This window comes from Dyadobacter sandarakinus (assembly GCF_016894445.1).
GTDB lineage: Bacteria > Bacteroidota > Bacteroidia > Cytophagales > Spirosomataceae > Dyadobacter > Dyadobacter sandarakinus.
Genome location: NZ_CP056775.1, coordinates 4,565,133 through 4,583,280 on the forward strand (window position 1 = coordinate 4,565,133; position 18,148 = coordinate 4,583,280).

The 18,148-nt window shown below is 49.3% G+C and carries 16 protein-coding genes; 6 read left to right on the forward strand and 10 right to left on the reverse strand.

Features of this window, described 5'->3' with window-relative positions:
- Positions 1-83 precede the first annotated feature (83 nt).
- Positions 84-905 (forward strand): enoyl-ACP reductase FabI, encoded by an 822-nt coding sequence (locus tag HWI92_RS18620; RefSeq protein WP_204658073.1) that lies wholly within the window; start codon positions 84-86, stop codon positions 903-905.
- Between the two features lie 281 nt (positions 906-1,186).
- Positions 1,187-1,951 carry a hypothetical protein gene (locus HWI92_RS18625; protein WP_204658075.1) on the forward strand — a complete coding sequence of 255 codons (765 nt, stop codon included), beginning with the start codon at positions 1,187-1,189 and terminating at the stop codon, positions 1,949-1,951.
- A gap of 4 nt (positions 1,952-1,955) precedes the next feature.
- Here the strand turns inward: HWI92_RS18625 and HWI92_RS18630 are convergent, their stop codons facing one another.
- On the reverse strand, positions 1,956-2,564 hold the full coding sequence (locus HWI92_RS18630; RefSeq protein ID WP_229248291.1) for a Uma2 family endonuclease: 609 nt from the start codon (positions 2,562-2,564) through the stop codon (positions 1,956-1,958).
- 100 nt (positions 2,565-2,664) lie between these two features.
- On the reverse strand, positions 2,665-4,206 hold the full coding sequence (locus HWI92_RS18635; RefSeq protein WP_204658079.1) for a YifB family Mg chelatase-like AAA ATPase: 1,542 nt from the start codon (positions 4,204-4,206) through the stop codon (positions 2,665-2,667).
- Between the two features lie 61 nt (positions 4,207-4,267).
- Between HWI92_RS18635 and HWI92_RS18640 the strand changes: the two genes are divergently transcribed.
- A complete protein-coding gene (locus HWI92_RS18640) occupies positions 4,268-5,341 on the forward strand; it encodes an N-acetylmuramoyl-L-alanine amidase family protein (RefSeq protein WP_229248293.1) in 1,074 nt (357 codons plus the stop codon).
- Between the two features lie 18 nt (positions 5,342-5,359).
- On the opposite strand, the gene HWI92_RS18645 is transcribed toward HWI92_RS18640, so the two are convergent.
- Both HWI92_RS18645 and HWI92_RS18650 read right to left on the reverse strand, forming a co-directional pair.
- The gene (locus tag HWI92_RS18645) at positions 5,360-6,208 is read right to left on the reverse strand and encodes a TIGR01459 family HAD-type hydrolase (RefSeq protein WP_204658081.1); all 849 of its coding nucleotides are present in this window, start codon (positions 6,206-6,208) and stop codon (positions 5,360-5,362) included.
- A 36-nt stretch (positions 6,209-6,244) separates the two neighbouring features.
- A complete protein-coding gene (locus HWI92_RS18650; RefSeq protein WP_204658083.1) occupies positions 6,245-7,285 on the reverse strand; it encodes an aminoglycoside phosphotransferase/kinase family protein in 1,041 nt (346 codons plus the stop codon).
- Positions 7,286-7,463: 178 nt separating this feature from the next.
- Between HWI92_RS18650 and HWI92_RS18655 the strand changes: the two genes are divergently transcribed.
- Positions 7,464-8,474 carry a 1-acyl-sn-glycerol-3-phosphate acyltransferase gene (locus tag HWI92_RS18655; RefSeq protein ID WP_229248295.1) on the forward strand — a complete coding sequence of 337 codons (1,011 nt, stop codon included), beginning with the start codon at positions 7,464-7,466 and terminating at the stop codon, positions 8,472-8,474.
- A 54-nt stretch (positions 8,475-8,528) separates the two neighbouring features.
- Here HWI92_RS18655 and HWI92_RS18660 read toward each other — a convergent pair whose 3' ends face one another.
- Positions 8,529-9,584, reverse strand: coding sequence for a VOC family protein (locus HWI92_RS18660; protein ID WP_204658085.1), 1,056 nt, complete (start codon positions 9,582-9,584; stop codon positions 8,529-8,531).
- 271 nt (positions 9,585-9,855) lie between these two features.
- On the opposite strand from HWI92_RS18660, the gene aroB reads away from it, so the two are divergent.
- Both aroB and HWI92_RS18670 read left to right on the forward strand, forming a co-directional pair.
- Positions 9,856-10,896 carry a 3-dehydroquinate synthase gene (gene aroB, locus HWI92_RS18665; RefSeq protein WP_204658087.1) on the forward strand — a complete coding sequence of 347 codons (1,041 nt, stop codon included), beginning with the start codon at positions 9,856-9,858 and terminating at the stop codon, positions 10,894-10,896.
- 84 nt (positions 10,897-10,980) lie between these two features.
- A complete protein-coding gene (locus HWI92_RS18670; protein WP_204658089.1) occupies positions 10,981-11,556 on the forward strand; it encodes a DUF4136 domain-containing protein in 576 nt (191 codons plus the stop codon).
- A gap of 195 nt (positions 11,557-11,751) precedes the next feature.
- Here the strand turns inward: HWI92_RS18670 and mraY are convergent, their stop codons facing one another.
- From mraY to rsmH, 5 genes are all read right to left on the reverse strand, one after another.
- Positions 11,752-12,966, reverse strand: coding sequence for a phospho-N-acetylmuramoyl-pentapeptide-transferase (gene mraY, locus HWI92_RS18675; RefSeq protein ID WP_204658091.1), 1,215 nt, complete (start codon positions 12,964-12,966; stop codon positions 11,752-11,754).
- A gap of 115 nt (positions 12,967-13,081) precedes the next feature.
- Complete coding sequence (locus tag HWI92_RS18680) at positions 13,082-14,548, reverse strand: UDP-N-acetylmuramoyl-L-alanyl-D-glutamate--2,6-diaminopimelate ligase (protein WP_204658093.1); 1,467 nt, start codon at positions 14,546-14,548, stop codon at positions 13,082-13,084.
- Between the two features lie 9 nt (positions 14,549-14,557).
- The gene (locus HWI92_RS18685; RefSeq protein ID WP_204658095.1) at positions 14,558-16,708 is read right to left on the reverse strand and encodes a PASTA domain-containing penicillin-binding protein; all 2,151 of its coding nucleotides are present in this window, start codon (positions 16,706-16,708) and stop codon (positions 14,558-14,560) included.
- Between the two features lie 44 nt (positions 16,709-16,752).
- Positions 16,753-17,172: an FtsL-like putative cell division protein gene (locus HWI92_RS18690; protein ID WP_204658097.1), complete on the reverse strand. Its 420-nt coding sequence runs from the start codon at positions 17,170-17,172 to the stop codon at positions 16,753-16,755.
- 36 nt (positions 17,173-17,208) lie between these two features.
- Positions 17,209-18,126 (reverse strand): 16S rRNA (cytosine(1402)-N(4))-methyltransferase RsmH, encoded by a 918-nt coding sequence (rsmH, locus tag HWI92_RS18695; protein ID WP_204658099.1) that lies wholly within the window; start codon positions 18,124-18,126, stop codon positions 17,209-17,211.
- Between the last annotated feature and the right edge of the window lie 22 nt (positions 18,127-18,148).

Genomic DNA, 18,148 nt, shown 5'->3' on the forward strand with positions numbered 1-18,148 from the left:
TTTATAGATAAAACCCATCAAAATGCGTTACTTTGCCGCATTAAAACAGACATTATCCTCATTAAACAATAGAAGGTAAAAGTATGGCTTACGGTTTATTAAAAGGAAAAAGAGGTATCATTTCGGGTGCACTGGACGAGAATTCCATTGCATGGAAAGTGGCTTTGAAAGCCAAAGAAGAGGGAGCAACTTTTACACTGACCAATGCTCCGATTGCCATGCGTATGGGCGCCATCAACCAGCTCGCCAAAGATTGTGAAGCTGAGATCATCCCCGCGGATGCTACCTCCGTTGAAGACATCGAAAATCTTTTTTCCAAGTCTGTGGAAGTCCTGGGCGGAAAGATCGACTTTGTTTTGCATTCCATAGGCATGTCGGTAAATGTGCGCAAAGGAAAAGAATATGGCGATCTCAACTATGAGTGGTTTCAGAAGGGAGTTGACATTTCAGCCATTTCCCTGCATAAATTCCTGCAGGTAGCCGAGAAGCAGGATGCGCTCAGCGAATGGGCGTCTGTGGTAGCGCTTTCGTACATTGCCGCACAGCGTACGTACTCTTTTTACAGTGACATGGCGGAGGCCAAGGCGATGCTGGAAAGCATTGCGCGCAGCTACGGCTACCGTTACGGTAAATTGAAAAATGTTCGCGTCAATACCATTTCCCAATCGCCTACCAAAACCAAGGCAGGTTCCGGCATTGAGGGATTTGACGCATTCTATGAGTTTGCAGAAAAGATGAGTCCGCTGGGCAATGCCACAGCCGATGATTGCGCCAACTACGCCATTACGCTCTTCTCAGACCTTACCCGCTTTGTCACCATGCAAAACCTGTATCACGACGGCGGATACTCCTCTACCGGTATCTCTGAGGAGCTGGTAGAAATGATCCAGAAGCAGCATCAGTAGCGATTTTGATCCAGTACGTTTTTTGATCCCTTCAAGGTCCGGGCTTTGGGGGGATTTTTGGTTTAGTTTTGAATGATTGAATGACTGAATGATTGAATAGGTGTAGTAAAATAACCAATGAGCCTAGCCCGTTTAGTCAAGCAAGCCATTTAGACAATGAAGAATACCTGTTTGTCCAATAACCTTATCGAAATTCAATCATTCAAAACTAAACACTCACTAACCCACACACTCACTAACTCAAAACTCATTCAATCATTCAGTCATTCAATCATTAAAAATTGAAACTCCTCTCCCTCATCCTACCCATCCTCCTCTGCTTCTCCTGCGGCAGTGAGAAGGAAAAATCGCCTGCTTTGCCTGATGCACCGGTTTACACGCTGGTTTTTATTGATAAAACGCGAAGCGTGAATGTAAACCAGGCTTATGTGAATGATAAATACCGGCAGGCATTGACGGACATTGTGGAACAGCATATGCGGAACAAGGGCGACAAGCTGGAAGTGTATTTTATTCATGAAAATACCTCCAAGGCACGTGCATTGTCGCTGACGGTGAGGAGTGAAAAAGATGATCTGGAAGGTGCCAATGCCACGGACCGGGAGGCGATTGAAACTGCATTCCAGCTGGCTTTGCAGAAAGAAAAAGGCATTTACCTGAGGCAGGTACTGGGCAAGCTGAACCAGCAGAATACGGGTGCATCAAACCAGTTTACAGATATCTGGGCCAGTTTGCCCGTGATCGCCAAAGCGGGGGAATCGGGTGCCGAGGTGAAGGTTTATTATTTTAGTGATATGGTGGAGAGTGTCAAAGGCAGCGACCGCCGCGATTTTCATATCAGCCCGCCCAAAGACGACACTCAGGCCGAGGCCGAGGCCAAAGAGGATGCCAAAAAACTGGAAAAATATGTCATTGGCTCGCCGCAGATAACAATCATTTCACCGTTTGAGCCCACCGCGTCGGTTAAGGAAAATAACCCGCATGTGGCACATTACTGGCAAACGCTTTTCCAGGAGCTGGCCGGCGTAAGTATAGAGGAACAGTGAGTAATTAGAAGCTCAGTATAGTTTTTAAATTTTCGTCCTCATCAAAGATTGCTTGAATGGGTATTGTAAATCCATCAATCACCGGACTCGCAACCGTACCATTTGAAGAGTTAAGTACCAGTTCATATTCCTTACCTTTTAGAAGATACTGCTCTAAAATCCTTTTTTCAGGATCAATAATCCAGTATTCCTCAACTCCATGTCCCTGGTAATCTTTAAACTTTATTCCACGATCCCGGTTTTGTGTAGATTCTGATAGTATTTCAACCACAAAGTCTGGTGCAGGAAAAAGTTTCTGGTCACCGTCGAATGTACCCGCCTTATTTTTTCTGAAAAAACTAAGATCCGGTTCGTAATCATTGCGCGAAAGGGTAATCATGATCTTTTCAACTCCTACAAAACCAAGTTTGTTCTTACTGCAATAAATGCTGAGCATTCTGTACAAAAGACCGCTGGCAACATTATGTTCAAATGTTACCGGCGAATGCACAGTAATTTCTCCATTGATAAACTCGATCTTATCATCTTCCGTAATATCATCGTAAAACTTATACCTGCGCTCACGTTCCTCATTCAGGATCGCAGTCGCTTCCTGCAATACAAGATTTGCCATCGGGTCATCAAGAAGTTCGGAAATAAAGCGTCTGCCCATCTCTGTCTTAACTAGTTCCTTTTCTAAATCTAAAGTTTAAAAAATTGATCACGACCAGCTGCTACCCCGCCCAATTCTCCCGATCCAGACTCCGGTACTGGATGGCCTCGGCGAGGTGCTCTACCTTGATGTCATCACTTCCGGCCAGGTCGGCGATGGTCCGGGAAACTTTCAGGATGCGGTCGTAAGCGCGGGCCGACAGTCCGAGCCGCTCCATGGCTTTCCTCAGCAAAGTTTTTCCTGCCTCCCCGATCGTGCATATCTCCTTTACCATCTCGGGGCTCATCATGGCATTGGAATAAATGTCCTTGCGGGTTTCAAATCGCCTGATCTGTCGCAGCCGGGCTTCCATCACGCGCTCGCGGATCTCTGCACTACTCTCCGATTTCCGGGTGGACGAGATCTGGTCAAAGGATACGGGTGTAACTTCCACATGCAGGTCGATGCGGTCGAGCAGCGGCCCGCTGATCTTGCTCAGGTACTTCTGAACCGTTCCCGGCGCGCATACACATTCTTTTTCAGGATGGTTGTAGTACCCGCACGGACAAGGGTTCATACTGGCAATGAGCATGAAGTTGGCCGGAAACTCTACGGCCATTCTGGCGCGCGAAATACTTACCTTCCGCTCTTCCAGCGGCTGACGCATTACTTCCAGGACCGATCTTTTAAACTCCGGCAGCTCATCCAGGAACAATACACCATTGTGGGCCAGCGATATCTCGCCAGGTTGCGGAAAGCCGCCACCGCCTACCAGTGCCACGTCGCTGATGGAGTGATGCGGGGCCCTGAACGGTCTGCGCGAAACCAGCGTGGCCCTCTTGCCCAGCTTGCCAGCCACCGAATGGATTTTCGTGGTTTCCAGTGCTTCCGGTAAAGTGAGCGGAGGCAATATTCCCGGCAGCCGTTTGGCAAGCATCGTTTTGCCCGCACCGGGCGGACCTATCATGATCGCATTGTGCCCTCCGGCAGCCGCAATTTCGAGGGCGCGCTTGATATTCTCCTGACCCTGAACATGCTCAAAATCAGCCTCGTATTCGTTTTGAGTAGCAAAAAACAGGTCACGCGTATCCACCACCAGCGGCTCAATGCTGATCGCGCCGGTCATGTACCCGATGGCGTCAGCCAGGGATTCTACGGGAATGATATCAATGTTGTTGACGATGGCAGCTTCGTGGGCGTTTTCTGTGGGAAGGATAAAACCTTTGAGCCCCTGACGCCTGGCTTCAATGGCAATCGGCAGCACACCTTTAATGGGCCTCAGCAGCCCGTCGAGCGACAGCTCGCCCATCACGACGTACGATTCGAGGTTGCGCTCGCAGGTGATCTGTCCGGATGATTTGAGGATACTGAGTGCAATGGGCAGGTCGTAGGCAGAACCTTCTTTGCGCACATCGGCCGGGGCGAGATTGATCACCATCTTCTGCCGGGGCATTTTGTAGCCGAAATGTTTGAGGGAGGCTTCCACGCGCTGCTGACTTTCCCTTACAGCACTGTCGGCCAGTCCGACCATAAAAAAGCCTAGGCCCTGAGCCACATTTACTTCAATGGTAATCATGGAGGCGTCTACACCAAAGACGGCGCTCCCGAAAGTTTTAGCGAGCATGTGTGTGTATATTGAAGGTTGACAATGTTGAACTTTCGCAAAAATAGGAGGAAATCGGAGAATGCAATCATGCCCAGGTACAAAGCTTGGTAGTGCCGTCAGGGATGTTTATTTTGAACAAAATTTCCAGATCCTGAACCTCATGCGTGCTATTTCACTTGCTTGCCTTGCTATACTGTTTTTACAAAATAGCCTGCTCGCACAAACCAGCGCCGGCGTACTTACCGGCAAAACCATCTGCATTGATCCCGGGCATGGCGGTACCGCCAGCACCGACAGCTACCGGGTAGGCCCTGCCGGCGAGCGCGAAGAATGGATCAACCTCAGGGTTGGGCTGGTGCTGCAGAAAATGCTGCAGGAAAAAGGTGCTATGGTAATTATGACAAGGACGGAGGATCAAATGGTGTCCCTCACCGACCGATCCAGGATGGCGCTCGACAATAAGGCTGACCTTTTTGTATCCATTCACCACAATGCCACAGCAGACTCGTCCGTCAATTTTCCAATTATTTATTTTCATGGAAACCAGTCTGAAAACCTGGCGAGTGTGATGTTTGGAAAAGCGCTGGCAGCCGGTTTGATAAAGCATCTTTACAAAAAGCAGGTACCCGTTTCCCTGGTTTCTGATTTTACAATTTTTGCGGATGCAGGAGCTTCGGTGTTGCGGAATTCGTATGGTACCCCGGCAGTACTGGCGGAAGCATCGTTTTTTACCAACGCGGCGGAGGAGCAATTGTTAAAGCAGGAATCATACAACCACGATGAAGCCCTGGCTTATACGGAAGCAATTTTGATGTTTTTCTCCAAACCTGTACCCAGGATTATCGCTAAAAATTCGCGCGTACCGGTAATTCCGTCTTTCAAGGTGTTTCAGGAAGCTGAGCGCATGACACCCATTGCCAAAAGATGGAAGCAGGACTACGAGGATGGTATGCAGCTGATTACGACCGGTGACAGTGCTTTGCTGAATGACGCTTATGAGCTGTTTACACGCTCCGTCCGGTCGTTTCCTGATTCCTACCTCGCAGCCCAGTGCCACCACCAGCGGGCCACATTATTGGAAAAGATGAAAAAGCCTGAGGAAGCGCGGCAGGAGGAGCAGCGATTCCGGCAGTACTACGTGGTATTTCCCTGATTTTACCTGCAAAAAGTTTTAGTCTATGGCGGCGGATACGCTGATGTAGGTCGGGATAATGCCCGTGGACCGGATACGTACTTCGGCATCTTCGGCCTGGGTATTGCCGGTGAGTACCAGGGCGGTATCCAGCCCAAACTTGTTACCACCCAGGATATCCGTGTGCAGAGTGTCGCCTACCATGAGGATATTGCGCTTGCTCACATGCGGGTAGTTTTTGATATGCTGATAGGCAAAAATAAACATTTGCGGATCGGGCTTGCCAAAGCGGATAAACTGCCGCCCGATCGTATCCTCGATCATTTTCGCAAGGGCTCCCACTGCAATGGAAAGACGGGTTTTGGAGGCCGGGTATGTTTTGTCCGTATTGGCTACGATAACCGGAATATTGCGTTTGCGCAGCAGGTTCAGGGTTTTTGTAAGATCCGTATTCCAGTCGAAACCTTCGTCATCCAAAAATACGAGTGCATTGATATCCGATACGTCGTCCAGGTTGACTTTCCGGATGGAAATGGTTTTCAGTTCGGCAGTTTCAATGTAATGCGCAGAGTTATCTGTCCCCACATAAGCTACCAGTCCTGCCCGTACTTTATAGTCGAGGTACTCGCGGGCAAGCATGCCCGACGAGATAATGCGGTCGGCAGTAATGTCGGTGATCCCCATTTTGAAATACGACTCAGCCAGCTGGTCAGGACTGCGGGATGCATCGTTGGTCACAACGTAAAAATCCTTCCCATGATCATTGAGGTAGGCCAGCGTATTTTCAATGCCGGGAATAAGACCATTATAGGTTTTAAGAACCCCGAAAGCATCAAAAAAAACTACATCATACTTGGAAAGGACTGACTTGAAATTGTCGAGAATCATTACGTTGGTGTCTTAGGAGTGATTGGGAATGCTGGGTCAGAGTTTCAGCTTTCTCAATATTTTGTCTGAATCAAAGCCATCAATGGATGGAAAGTAGAGCTCGTAGGCTTCCTTCTGCAATTTGGTGCAATACGCCCGGTGGAAAAAATATTTGCCGTACTTAATTACATAATTAAGGATAAAAAACCGGTAAGCTTCCTTCATAAACAGCACTTCATTCTCTGTAAGGGGATAAATCTGATGGTATTCTTCCAGGAACATCATGAAACGATCTTCCATCAGCGGCCCGATCAGATAGCTGAAAACCGTACGATCACCCACATTGGACACTACCCGGCTGAAAAAGTAAAAATCCATGATCCGCGACGAAACCCTGAACCAGTCATAGTCCCAGCGCGAGAAAAGTTTCAGATCTTCAGTTACCGAAAAGTTGCCGATGTTCCAGTCAACGAATACAGGCATCTTATCGAACCCGCTGACATTGAGCCGCTGGATATTTTTCATGAAAATATCGCATTGCCTTTTCAGGATACTGATGTTGCCGCGGTGCTCATAGCTGCCGGTGTCCGTATCAAGGATATCCAGGAGGTGCTGGATGTCGGTGCGGAGGTTTTTGGAGCTTTTGGGAAGCGAGTGGCTTGCCCTGAAACATGCCTGGTGAAACTTAGCCGTTTCCCGGCCGAGCTTGCGGATATGCTCTTCCCCCAGCCGGCGCGGCAATCGTTGGGCAGCCCGTATCGGGTTGTAGAACACTACCCAGGTATCTACAAAATCCTCCTGGTACCGGTAGGTGTACACCTGGTTATTTTTCACCAGCGACTTGGCTACCACATTTTCGAAAGGGTACAGTAAATTGTTGGACAGTGCCTGAATGATGCGGTGATCTTCTTTAAAGTGCTCATATTTGCCAAAATACGACAGCTTTGCCACTACCTTGTCATCATTGTCGAGCGTTACCCGAAATACGTGATTGGTTGACACCTTGGCACTAATGTCCTCTACAAATTTCACCCCGATGGTGTGATCGAAACCGGCCCAGGCCGCACGGATAATCTCCGGATAATCTTTTAAACGCATTACTCAAAACTGATATCGCCGCACGCACCTTGCTGTTTGAACATGCAAAGGTAGCAACTATAACCCTGCCAAATGCCCTGTGCAACTGCTTGCAGCTAAAATAATACCATAATGCGAAATTTCAGGATAATTTCAAGCAAAGCATTCAGGCGCACATTTTGCAAAAGTTTGAATAATTTTGAATGTTATAAATCAGAACCGTTTCACCTTGTTCTACTACTTTTCCCGCTTCCTGGTCAGGCTTGCATTGCCCATTTACCTGCGCAGGCTGGCCGTATCCAACTTCGACAAGCTCCCCCGAAATACGCCCCTGCTGCTTGCCTCCAACCATCCCGGGTCATTCTTTGATGCGGTGGTAATCGGTTCCAAGCTCAGGCAGCCCATTCATACGCTTACCCGTGGTGATGTGTTCAGAAAGCCGGCAGCGGCTTTCTGGCTCCGGCAGATCAACCTTATCCCGGTATTTCGCGGCTCGGAGGGCAGGCAGTATGTAAAAAATCATGATGTGACTACCCGGGAAAGTCACGATGCGCTTAAAAAGGGCGATGCTGTAGTTGTTTTTTCAGAGGGTGTTTGTGTCAATGAATGGAAACTCCGGCCGCTGGGAAAGGGTACTGCCCGCATGGCATACAAAATATGGCATGGCGACGACCCGCTGAAGAATATGGTAGTAGTGCCCACGGGCATGAACTACGAGCACTTCCGCGGACCGGGCAAGCGGGTGTACATGCGGTTTGGAGGCGGAATCCGCATGAATGATATCCAGACCAGCCCGGCGGAATACGAAAAATGGCTGCGGGAGTTTAATGATATGCTTGAAGTGCGCATGAACAACGAAATTCTGACCATTCCTGCCGGACTGCCTGCCGGGCAGCATAAGATGTTGCTGGACAGCTTCTTTACCGATTGTCCGGTACCTTCCCGCGGCAACCTTCTGCTGCGGGGTATCGGCTGGATCGGGCGAACCATTCACCGGCCTTTGTACCAGGCTTTCAAGAAAAAGGCTGCTAAAATGACAGCCAGAACTGTATTTTACGACTCAGTCCTGTTTGGTGCACTGATGTACATTTATCCGCTTATTGTTGTGCTGCTTTCCCTGATGCTTGGCTTTTTCGCAGGCTGGGAAGCTGGTGTCGCATTGTTTTTAGGACTTCCGCTACTTGCCTGGTTTGGTGCCCGGTACAGATAGAAAAAGCCGGGCAATCACCTTTGCCCGGCCTGAACATATCTTTATCAATCGACATCAATCCTTTACCCTGCCCAATCCCATCATTTTAAGCATCCAGTCGGCAAGTGGTTTCTGCGTTTTCCGCTTCTGCAGATCCAGGAACCAGCCGAATTTCTTCAAAATCGGCACTTTGTGCGTTTCTACCAGCTCGATCAGCGTACCGTCCGGATCTTCGAGATAGGCAAACCTGCCGGCTGCCGACTCCATCCCGAACGAACGCTCGCTGTCAATCGTAAACGGATGACCCTGTGACTGCAGTTTGGCTTTTAATGCATTCATATCCAATGCATCAAAGCACAAGTGGATGTACCCGCAATCGCCCCAGTACCGGTTTTCGAAAAGCTTTTTGGGCTGACGGTCCAGTGCCTGCAGCAGCTCAACCTGCGTGTCGCCCAGTAAACGGCTGAATGCACCATCGGGTGAAAATTTCTTTCTCAGCAAAACCCTGCGGTAGCGCTGCCCGGGTACAATCGCCGGTAGATCGTCAAAAACACCTGTGCGGTCGTACACGACTTCAAGCGGATCCAGCAGGTTCTGGTAAAAAGTCACCGACTTGTCCATATCCGAAACCCCGATCACCACACCTGCCACTCCGCCCACGGGCTTGCTTGTTTTCTGGAAAAAAGTAGCATCGGTGGTCACCTGGAAATAGTTTCCGTACGGGTCCGTACCCCAGAAACCCTCTCCTTCCGGCAATGTGATTACTGCACCGACCGTCTCTTGGGAATGCGCCGTGACCCATTCATGAGCTTTTCTTACATCTTGCGCTTTAAAACGGATTGCATTAATGCCCAGATCACCAGGCTCAACCCTGAAATCGGAAAGTTGGGATTGCCGGCTTGTAAAAGACCATATTTCCAACCCGCCGCCGCCGGCCATATTGATCGCCAGCACTGCGTGACGCTGGTGTACCTTGCCGCCGGTATAGGGAGTCATTAAGGGCGCTTCAGCCTTTTCGTCGAATACAGGTACGTCAAATCCTAGGGTTTGCCGGTACCATTTCCAGGCTTCGGGCACGTTCTGCACGCCGACGCCCACCTGCTGTATCCCGGAAATCAGGGGAGAGCTCATGAATATGCTGTTATATGGATTGGGAAGTTGCTTAAAAAGACAATTTTACAAATTAAATCCCAAAGTCAGCCTGCAAAAATGTCCTTGCCGCACTACCGGAAGTTGTGGATAAATCTCCGCTGAATGAAAAATAATTGTCTTCCACATCCGCACAATAATTATTATATTTAAAATGGATTTTCAGAATTTTATTTTAAAAACCTGGTAATCAACGCATCCATTTGAAGGCACTGCACGTATATGCGTCAGGGCTGCACCGAAAATTTTCAGAATGAACCAGTCCGTAGTTATTGCACCGGTAAACCAAAGCCTGCAGGATTTTTTGAGTAAAAAAGGGTACTCCAGCATTATTGTAATAGCAGATAACAATACCAAAAAACATTGTTATCCACGTTTGAAAGCCAGTTTGCCAAAACACAGGCTGGTAACCGTTCCGGCGGGCGAATCACAAAAGACGCTCGCCACCTGTGAGCAGATCTGGGAAGCGATGACGGAAGAGGAGCTTGACAGGCATGCGCTGGTGATCAATATCGGTGGTGGCGTGATCGGAGACATGGGTGGTTTTTGTGCATCGGTATACAAGCGTGGAATAGATTTTTTGCAGGTGCCGACGACTTTGTTATCGCAGGTAGATGCAAGTGTTGGTGGGAAGCTTGGGATTGACTTTCAAGGATTTAAAAATCATTTGGGCGTATTCAGGTTACCCGAAACCGTACTGATTGACCCTGCATTTCTTGAAAGCCTGCCGTATCGTGAAGTACGATCAGGATATGCCGAAATTATCAAGCATTGCCTGATCGCCGACGCTGCGAAGTGGGACGAGATACGGCGCAAGGACTTTGAAGAACAAGACTGGAATGACCTGATCGCGCACTCTGTCGGCATCAAGCAGCAGGTAGTCGATCAGGATCCGACAGAAAAGGGTTTGCGTAAAATCCTCAACTTCGGTCATACACTGGGACATGCGGTTGAAACCTGCTTTCTGGCCAAGCCTGAGCGTGAAAGGCTCTTTCACGGGGAAGCAATTGCAGTGGGGATGATCATGGAAAGTTACCTCTCCTACGCGAGGAAGATGATCGATCAGGATACACTGACCCAGATTGAGGAGTTTCTTTTTGCAAGTTTTGGAAAAGTGGAAATAAGGCCGGAGGAGATTGAGCAGATCATCACGCTGACCAGGCAGGACAAGAAGAACAAGGGGAAGGAGATCCGGTTTTCGTTGCTGGAACGTGCAGGCAAATGTGCCTACGACATTCCGGTGACACCATCAGAAATGCGCAAGTCAATAGCTTATTACCAGGGCGCCGTGTAGCGGAAGGTAACATAGGCTGTTGATCGGGTTTGTAAAATATCAAACAACAGAATTATAATTCTATTCACAACCTGACAAATTGAAATGCTTATGTTAAAATCTGTTACAACTTATGCCGCTTTACTATTGGTAGTTATCATCGCGGGGTGCTCGAGTGGCCGTAAAGTGTTTGTAGAACATGATTACAGTTACGAGACCAACTTCAAGGATTACTCATCCTATACTTTCCTGGAATGTGAGAGGGATACCAACAACCTTTGTACCGAAATATACGAGGCAATCCGCAGGCAAATGCAGGTCCGGGGCTACAAGCTCACTGCCGAAAAGCCGACACTCCTGGTAAACTACGGGATTTTTTATGATAACCTGCGTTACCAGGGCTATATGCAGCCGGTCATTAAAAACTGGGTAGATACCGAAAATGACGGTTTCCGGTATGAGCCTATCAAATACGCACTCGATAAAGGGACGTTGATCGTATCGCTCATTGACGCCGAAAGCGACCAGGTCGTATGGAGAGGCTACGCATCCGGTATTTTCAAAGAAGCAGAAACTTCCAACAACCATTACAGAAGTGTAGTAAGAAGGATTTTTGACCAATACCCCCTATTCGCCAAAGGCTACGACCCAAGGAGGTATAGCGAGCAGGTAGGACGGTAGTTGAGGAGCAAGGAGAAAAGGAGGAAGGGACAAAGGAAGGAAAGGACAATGACAATACGTCAACTTTGTCCTTTCCTTCCTTCTTCCTTGTCACCCTGAGCGCAGTCGAAGGGCTTTCCTCCCTTCTTCCTTTTCTCCTTCCTTGTCACCCTGAGCGCAGTCGAAGGGCTTTCCTCCCTTTCTCCTTCCTCCCTCTTATCTTAATTTCAAAGTCACCAGCGTCATGATTGCCAGGATAATGCCGACGATCCAGAAACGGGTTACGATCTTGGCTTCGTGAATGCCTTTTTTCTGATAATGATGGTGCAGAGGCGACATCAGGAAAACTCTCCGGCCCTCGCCGTACTTTCGTCTGGTATATTTAAAATAGCTCACCTGCATGATCACCGACAAGTTTTCGGCTATAAAAATTCCACACATGATCGGGATGAGCCACTCCTTACGGATGGCGAGGGCTGTGACCGCAATGACTCCGCCGAGCATCAGACTTCCCGTATCACCCATAAAAACCTGGGCGGGATAAGCATTATACCATAAGAACCCGACGCAGGCCCCGATGAAAGCCGCACAGAAGATCACAAGCTCACCCGAGTTGGGAATGTACATGATGTTGAGGTATTGCGAAAATTTGGTATTACCTGACAAATACGCCAGCACACCCAATGTAAGCGCAATAATTCCCGACACTCCGGCTGCAAGCCCGTCGATCCCGTCGGTAATGTTGGCTCCGTTGGAAATGGCAGTAATGATGAAGATGGCAATAATCGTATAGATCACCCAGGTATACTCCTCCGGCAGCCAGCCAAACAGCAGCCATTTGTAATCAAATTCATTATTCTTGAAAAACGGGATCGTAGTAACAGTCGGATGTATGAGATCGCGGTAGCGCTGTACTTCTCCCAGGCTTGAACTTAGGAGCGGCTGCTCATAAATCCGGATCTTGACATTGTCATTGAAAGACAAGGTAAGACCTACAATCAGCCCCAGCCCTACCTGCCCGACGATCTTGAACCGGCCGTGCAGCCCGTCTTTATTGTTCTTGAACTTTTTAAGATAATCATCAATAAAACCGATAAGGCCCGTCCACAATGCCGTAATGATCAGCAATACAATATAAACATTGCTCAGCTTGGCAAAAAGCAGCACCGGAATTAGCAGGGAAGCCAGAATAATAAACCCTCCCATGGTAGGCGTCCCGGCTTTTTCAAGTTGTCCGGCCAGACCCAGGTCCCGGATCGACTCGCCCATTTGTTTGCGGCGCAGGAACGAGATAATGGATTTACCCCAGGTAGCAGCGATAAAGAGTGAAAGTACCGTGGCTCCCAGCGCACGGAATGTAATATATTGAAATACCCCTGCACCAGGCAAGTTGAAGTGCTTGTCGAAGTACTCAAACAGATAATAGAGCATGTAAAACGTTATGGGATGAAGGCTGCAAAATTGCTTCTTTTCGAACACACCACAAAAAAGCCCCCGCTTTTAAATTTTCCGGGAGCTGCACACAGGCCATCATTCCATTGTCTGGCTACCGCAATGCAAAGGCTTCCAGCAGTACTTCCTTATCGTCGAAGTGGTGCTTTACACCCTGCACATCCTGGTAATTTTCGTGTCCCTTACCCGCAATCAGGATAATGTCGCCATCCATTGCTTCCCGGTTGGCCTGGTTGATCGCCTCCCGCCGGTCTTCAATCACGCGCGTTTTTTTATAATCCAGTGGCGGCACCCCTTTGCGCATCTGGTCCAGGATATCCATCGGATCCTCAAACCTGGGGTTATCGGAAGTTAAAATAACCTTATCGCTGTATTTACACGCAATTGCGGCCATTTTTGGCCTTTTTTCGGCATCCCGGTTCCCGCCGCAACCTACGATGGTAATCACTTTTTCATTTCCGTTGCGCAGGTGCCTGATGGTTTCCAGTACATTTTCGAGAGCATCGGGAGTATGCGCATAATCAACAATCCCGACTACATGATCAGCCGAGTGGAACTGTTCAAAGCGGCCGGGAGGACTTTTCAGGCTGGACAGCTCGGTAAGTACCGCCTCTTCATTTTCACCCAGCAAAATGGCTGCTCCGTATACTGCCAGCAGGTTATATGCATTGAACCTTCCGATCACCCTGAACCACACTTCATGCTGGTTGATCTCCATGTGCATGCCTGCCAGGGTATCCGAAATAATTTTGCCCTTGAAGGCCGCCAGTGTCTGCAGAGAGTAGGTTTCCTTTCGCGCACTGGTATTCTGCACCATAACCGAGCCCCGGCGGTCGTCTACATTGATCAATGCAAAAGCCGACTTCGGCAACTGGTCAAAAAAGCCTTTCTTAGCCTTTATATAGTTATCGAATGTTTTATGAAAGTCGAGGTGGTCGTGGGTGATGTTTGTAAAAATACCCCCTGCAAAATGCAGCCCGGTAATGCGGTGCTGGGCTACGGAATGCGAGCTTACCTCCATAAAAACGTGGGTACACCGGCTATCCAACATTTTTGATAAAAGTGCATTCAGCGCCACGGAGTCGGGTGTAGTATGCGTGGACGGGATTACCTCATCCTCGATCTGGTTCTGGACGGTCGAAAGCAGGCCGCAGCGGTACCCCAGTGCCCTGAAAAGCTGAAAAAGGAAAGTAGCAACCGAAGTTTTTCCGTTTGTTCCCGTTACACCCACCAGTTTGAGCCTGCGCGACGGATTTTCGTAAAATTCTGCCGCCATCAAGCCCATGGCAGCAGCAGAATCAGCCACCCGGACATAGGTTACCTGATCTGAAACGTTGGCAGGGAGTTCTTCACAAACAATTACTGAAGCTCCCAGCGCTGTGGCTTTGTCTATAAACTGGTGCCCGTCGACCTGTGTGCCGCGCAGGGCCACAAACATACTGCCCGGCAGCACGCGCCGCGAATCGAGCACGATCTGGTTCACCATTACGTTCACCGGCCCGGACACTGCCGCATCCGCAACCCGGCCAAGCAGGCTGCTTAATTCCTTTACCTGATCCATCAAAAAGGATTACTGTAATGTTAGTAAAATGGTTTTACCGCCGCTTTTGTTGGTACCCGGCGGCAGCGATTGTTCCACTACCTTTCCTGCACCTTTGAAAGTGACCCTGAAACCTTTGTTTTCAAGAATGTACAATGCGTCTCGCATGGCCATACCCTGCAAGTCGGGCACGTCCTCGTCCTGAATGCTTCTGGGCTTCCACTTGGTTTTGCCTTTTTTATACAAAGATCCCGCCGCATATTCAGCATCGTCCGGAACCTGCGACATTTTGAGCTCTCTGCTGATCACATTCAGGTCTGCGCTGCGCCCTGCCCACATTACATCTTTCGAAACTTCGGGTACCGAATCCCTGACAGGCCGCTGAATGCCTACTTCCTGCGCATAAATCCGGTCTGCCACTTCCTTGAAAACAGGCGCGGCGACACTGCCCGCATACCGGGTATAGTCGGCACCTGCGCTTTTAGGATTGTCAATCACCACAATGCAGCTGTACTTGGGCTTATCGGCCGGGAAGTAACCTGCGAAGGAAGTGTAGTTTTTTCCTTCGGTATAAATCCCGTTAATGAGCTTGCGGGCAGTACCCGTCTTGCCGGCAATCTGGTACAGGTCGCTTTTGATATTCTTGGCCAGACCATTCTGCACTACACCTTCGAGCATTTTTTTAACCTTGCGAATGGTCTCCGGCGTACAAATTGGCTTTTCCTCTACATAGGGCTCCCTTTTATCTTCAACTTCTTCCGCATTGCGGATCTCACGCACGATCATCGGACGTACCCAGTAACCATCGTTGGCCACTGCATTGTAAAAAGTCAGCGTCTGCAAAGGTGTCATCTGCATTTCATAGCCATGGGCCATAAAGTACAGTGAGTAGTTGCTCCAGTGCTTCGAGGACCTGTCGCGGATCAGCGGGGGCTTTTCACCTTTCATCTGAATGCCGGTAGGTGCAGTGAGGTGAAATTGTTTGAGGTATTGCAGGTACTTGTCGGGCTTGTTGGCAAAGTAGCGCTGCATGAGCATGACGATCCCTATGTTCGACGATTTTTCCAGAACCTGCGAAGCTGTAATGTTGCCGAAGCCTCCCCGGTGGGCATCCCGGATCATGTGGTTGCGGAAGCGCATGGCCCCGCTTCCCGTATTCACCATTACCTGATCGGGGTTCATCTTGGTTTCTTCCAGCAAGGCCATCATCGTAGCGAGCTTGAAAGTGGAGCCCGGATCATTACTGCCGGCCAGTGCATAGTTGAACACTTCCTCATACCGCTCATCGCCCCGCCTCGTCAGGTTGGCCATGACCTTGATTTCGCCGGTTGCCACCTCCATCACGATCACCGAACCAAAGTCCGCCTGCATTTCGGTCAGCTTTTTCCGGAGGGCAATCTCAGCCATATCCTGAAAGTTCATATCCAGGGTCGTGTAAATATCGCGGCCCGGTTCGGGCTGTACATTGAATGCATCCCCCACCGGGATTTTCATTCCGCCTTCCACAACCTCTACCCAGCCTACTCCAGCCTTGCCTTCCAGCTCCTTGTCGAAGCTGGCTTCAATGCCGATGTACCCGCGGCCGGTATGCGGATCAATACCTCCGATGGTACGGTCGGCCATGGGGCTATATGGCTTGTAGCGGCGGTAAATGGTTTCAAACTTACCTCCTCCGCCTTTCCGGTCTTTGTTGAAAAACGGCCAGAGCTTGATTTTTTCCCGGTCCAGGTGCGTGATCTGCCGGCTTTTTAGGCGCAGGTACCGCTTGGTTTTGCTTTTCCGGTACTTCATGATGCGGGCTTTGTAGCCGGATGCCGTATTTTCTCCGAAGCTCCGTGCAAGCAGCGAGCAAAGCTGGTCTATATGGTTGTTGAAGTAAACCGAGTCGGCCACTTTGGTATCAAAACCTACATAATAATATGGCAGGGAAGTGGCCAGAAGGCTATTATCGCTGGAATAGATGTTACCGCGAGTAGCCGGAATGGTATCCAGTTTAAGGTCATTCTGAAGCGCGTACTCAGCCCAGGTTTTTCCCTTGAATTTATCGTAATACTGAACACGTATCAGCTTGATAAAAACCAGGATCGCGAGCAGGAACAACAACCAGCCCACCGTCCTGGCGCGGTTGATGAGCGCTTTTTTATTGTTATGACCGCTTTCAATATCGTGTTTGACAGCCATGCGCGGAAAAGTGCCTAACCTGTTTGATGTTGGGGTTTAAAAAATTATTCAGGACGCTCGTCATCACTGACGACCAGCCTCTTCGGAGGAATCAGACTTTCTTCAAGCCCCTGGGTTTTCACCTTTTCCATGACTACGGATTGCTTCCCGCTCTTCATGTACTCGGCGTGAATGGAGGTATACTCGGCCCGGAGATCGTCCACCTCTTTTTTCAGCTTGATGCTGCTGCGGACATACTGCTCAGACTGGAACCCTATGCGCTCGTAAATGACCAGCAAAATGATCACCCAGCCGAAATAATAAAAGTATTTGACCGGCAAACGCTCCTCTTGCCCCGGCAGCTTTTCCCCGAAAACCCTGTCCAGGGGGAAAATTTTATTGAGCCAGTTAAAAAGATGATACTCCCGCTTCCGCTTGGGCGGCTTCGGGGGTATGGGTTTGGGCCGTCTTTTGTTTTCAGACATAGGATTTGTCAGAAATAGTCACGTTCACTTACTCTATCAGATTTTTTCTGCAATCCTTAATTTGGCACTGCGTGCCCGCGGGTTACTCTCTATCTCTGCAGCAGTGGCTTCCACTGGCTTCCGGGTAATGCCTTTCAGCGGTTTGATCTCGTTTCCGTAAAAGTCTTTTTCAACTTCCCCGTCAAATTTCCCCTTTTGTATAAAGTTCTTTACAAGCCTGTCTTCCAGCGAATGATAAGACATGACAACCAGTCTGCCGCCCGGTTCGAGCACTTCGGGGACTTGCGTCAGAAACTCTTCCAATACCTTCAGTTCCTCATTCACCTCAATGCGCAAAGCCTGGAACACCTGCGCAAAATATTTATTTTCCCGGTGCCTGGGTGCATAGCGCGTCAGAATAGCCTTAAGATCATTCACAGTCTCGATCGGAGTATTGTGCCGGGCCGCAAAAATGGCTTCAGCAGCTGTCCGTGCATTTCCTACTTCGCCGTACATGCCCAGTATCTTCTGCAGCTCTGCAGCAGATGCATTGTTGACGACCTTCCTGGCAGTCCGGTCGGTGTGGGGGTTCATTCGCATATCCAGATCGGCATCAAACCGGGTGGAGAAGCCTCTTTCCGGTGTGTTGATCTGGTGAGAAGATACGCCCAGGTCGGCCAGAATGCCATGTACCTTAGGAGCCTTATGCAGTTTAAGGTACCTTTTCAAATGGCGGAAGTTGGCTGCAACAAACGTGAAAGACTCATTTCCTTCAAATGCAGCCGCATTGGCCGCCGCATCCGGGTCCTGGTCAAAAGAGAGCAGTCTTCCGGTAGTAAGCTTTTCAAGAATAGCCCGCGAGTGTCCGCCGCCGCCAAATGTAACATCAACATATATACCCTCAGGCTGGATGGCCAGACCTTCCAGGCACTCGGAAAGCATAACCGGATTATGGTACGTACTTGGTGATTCCATTTGTTAAAAGCAGGCCGCCAGG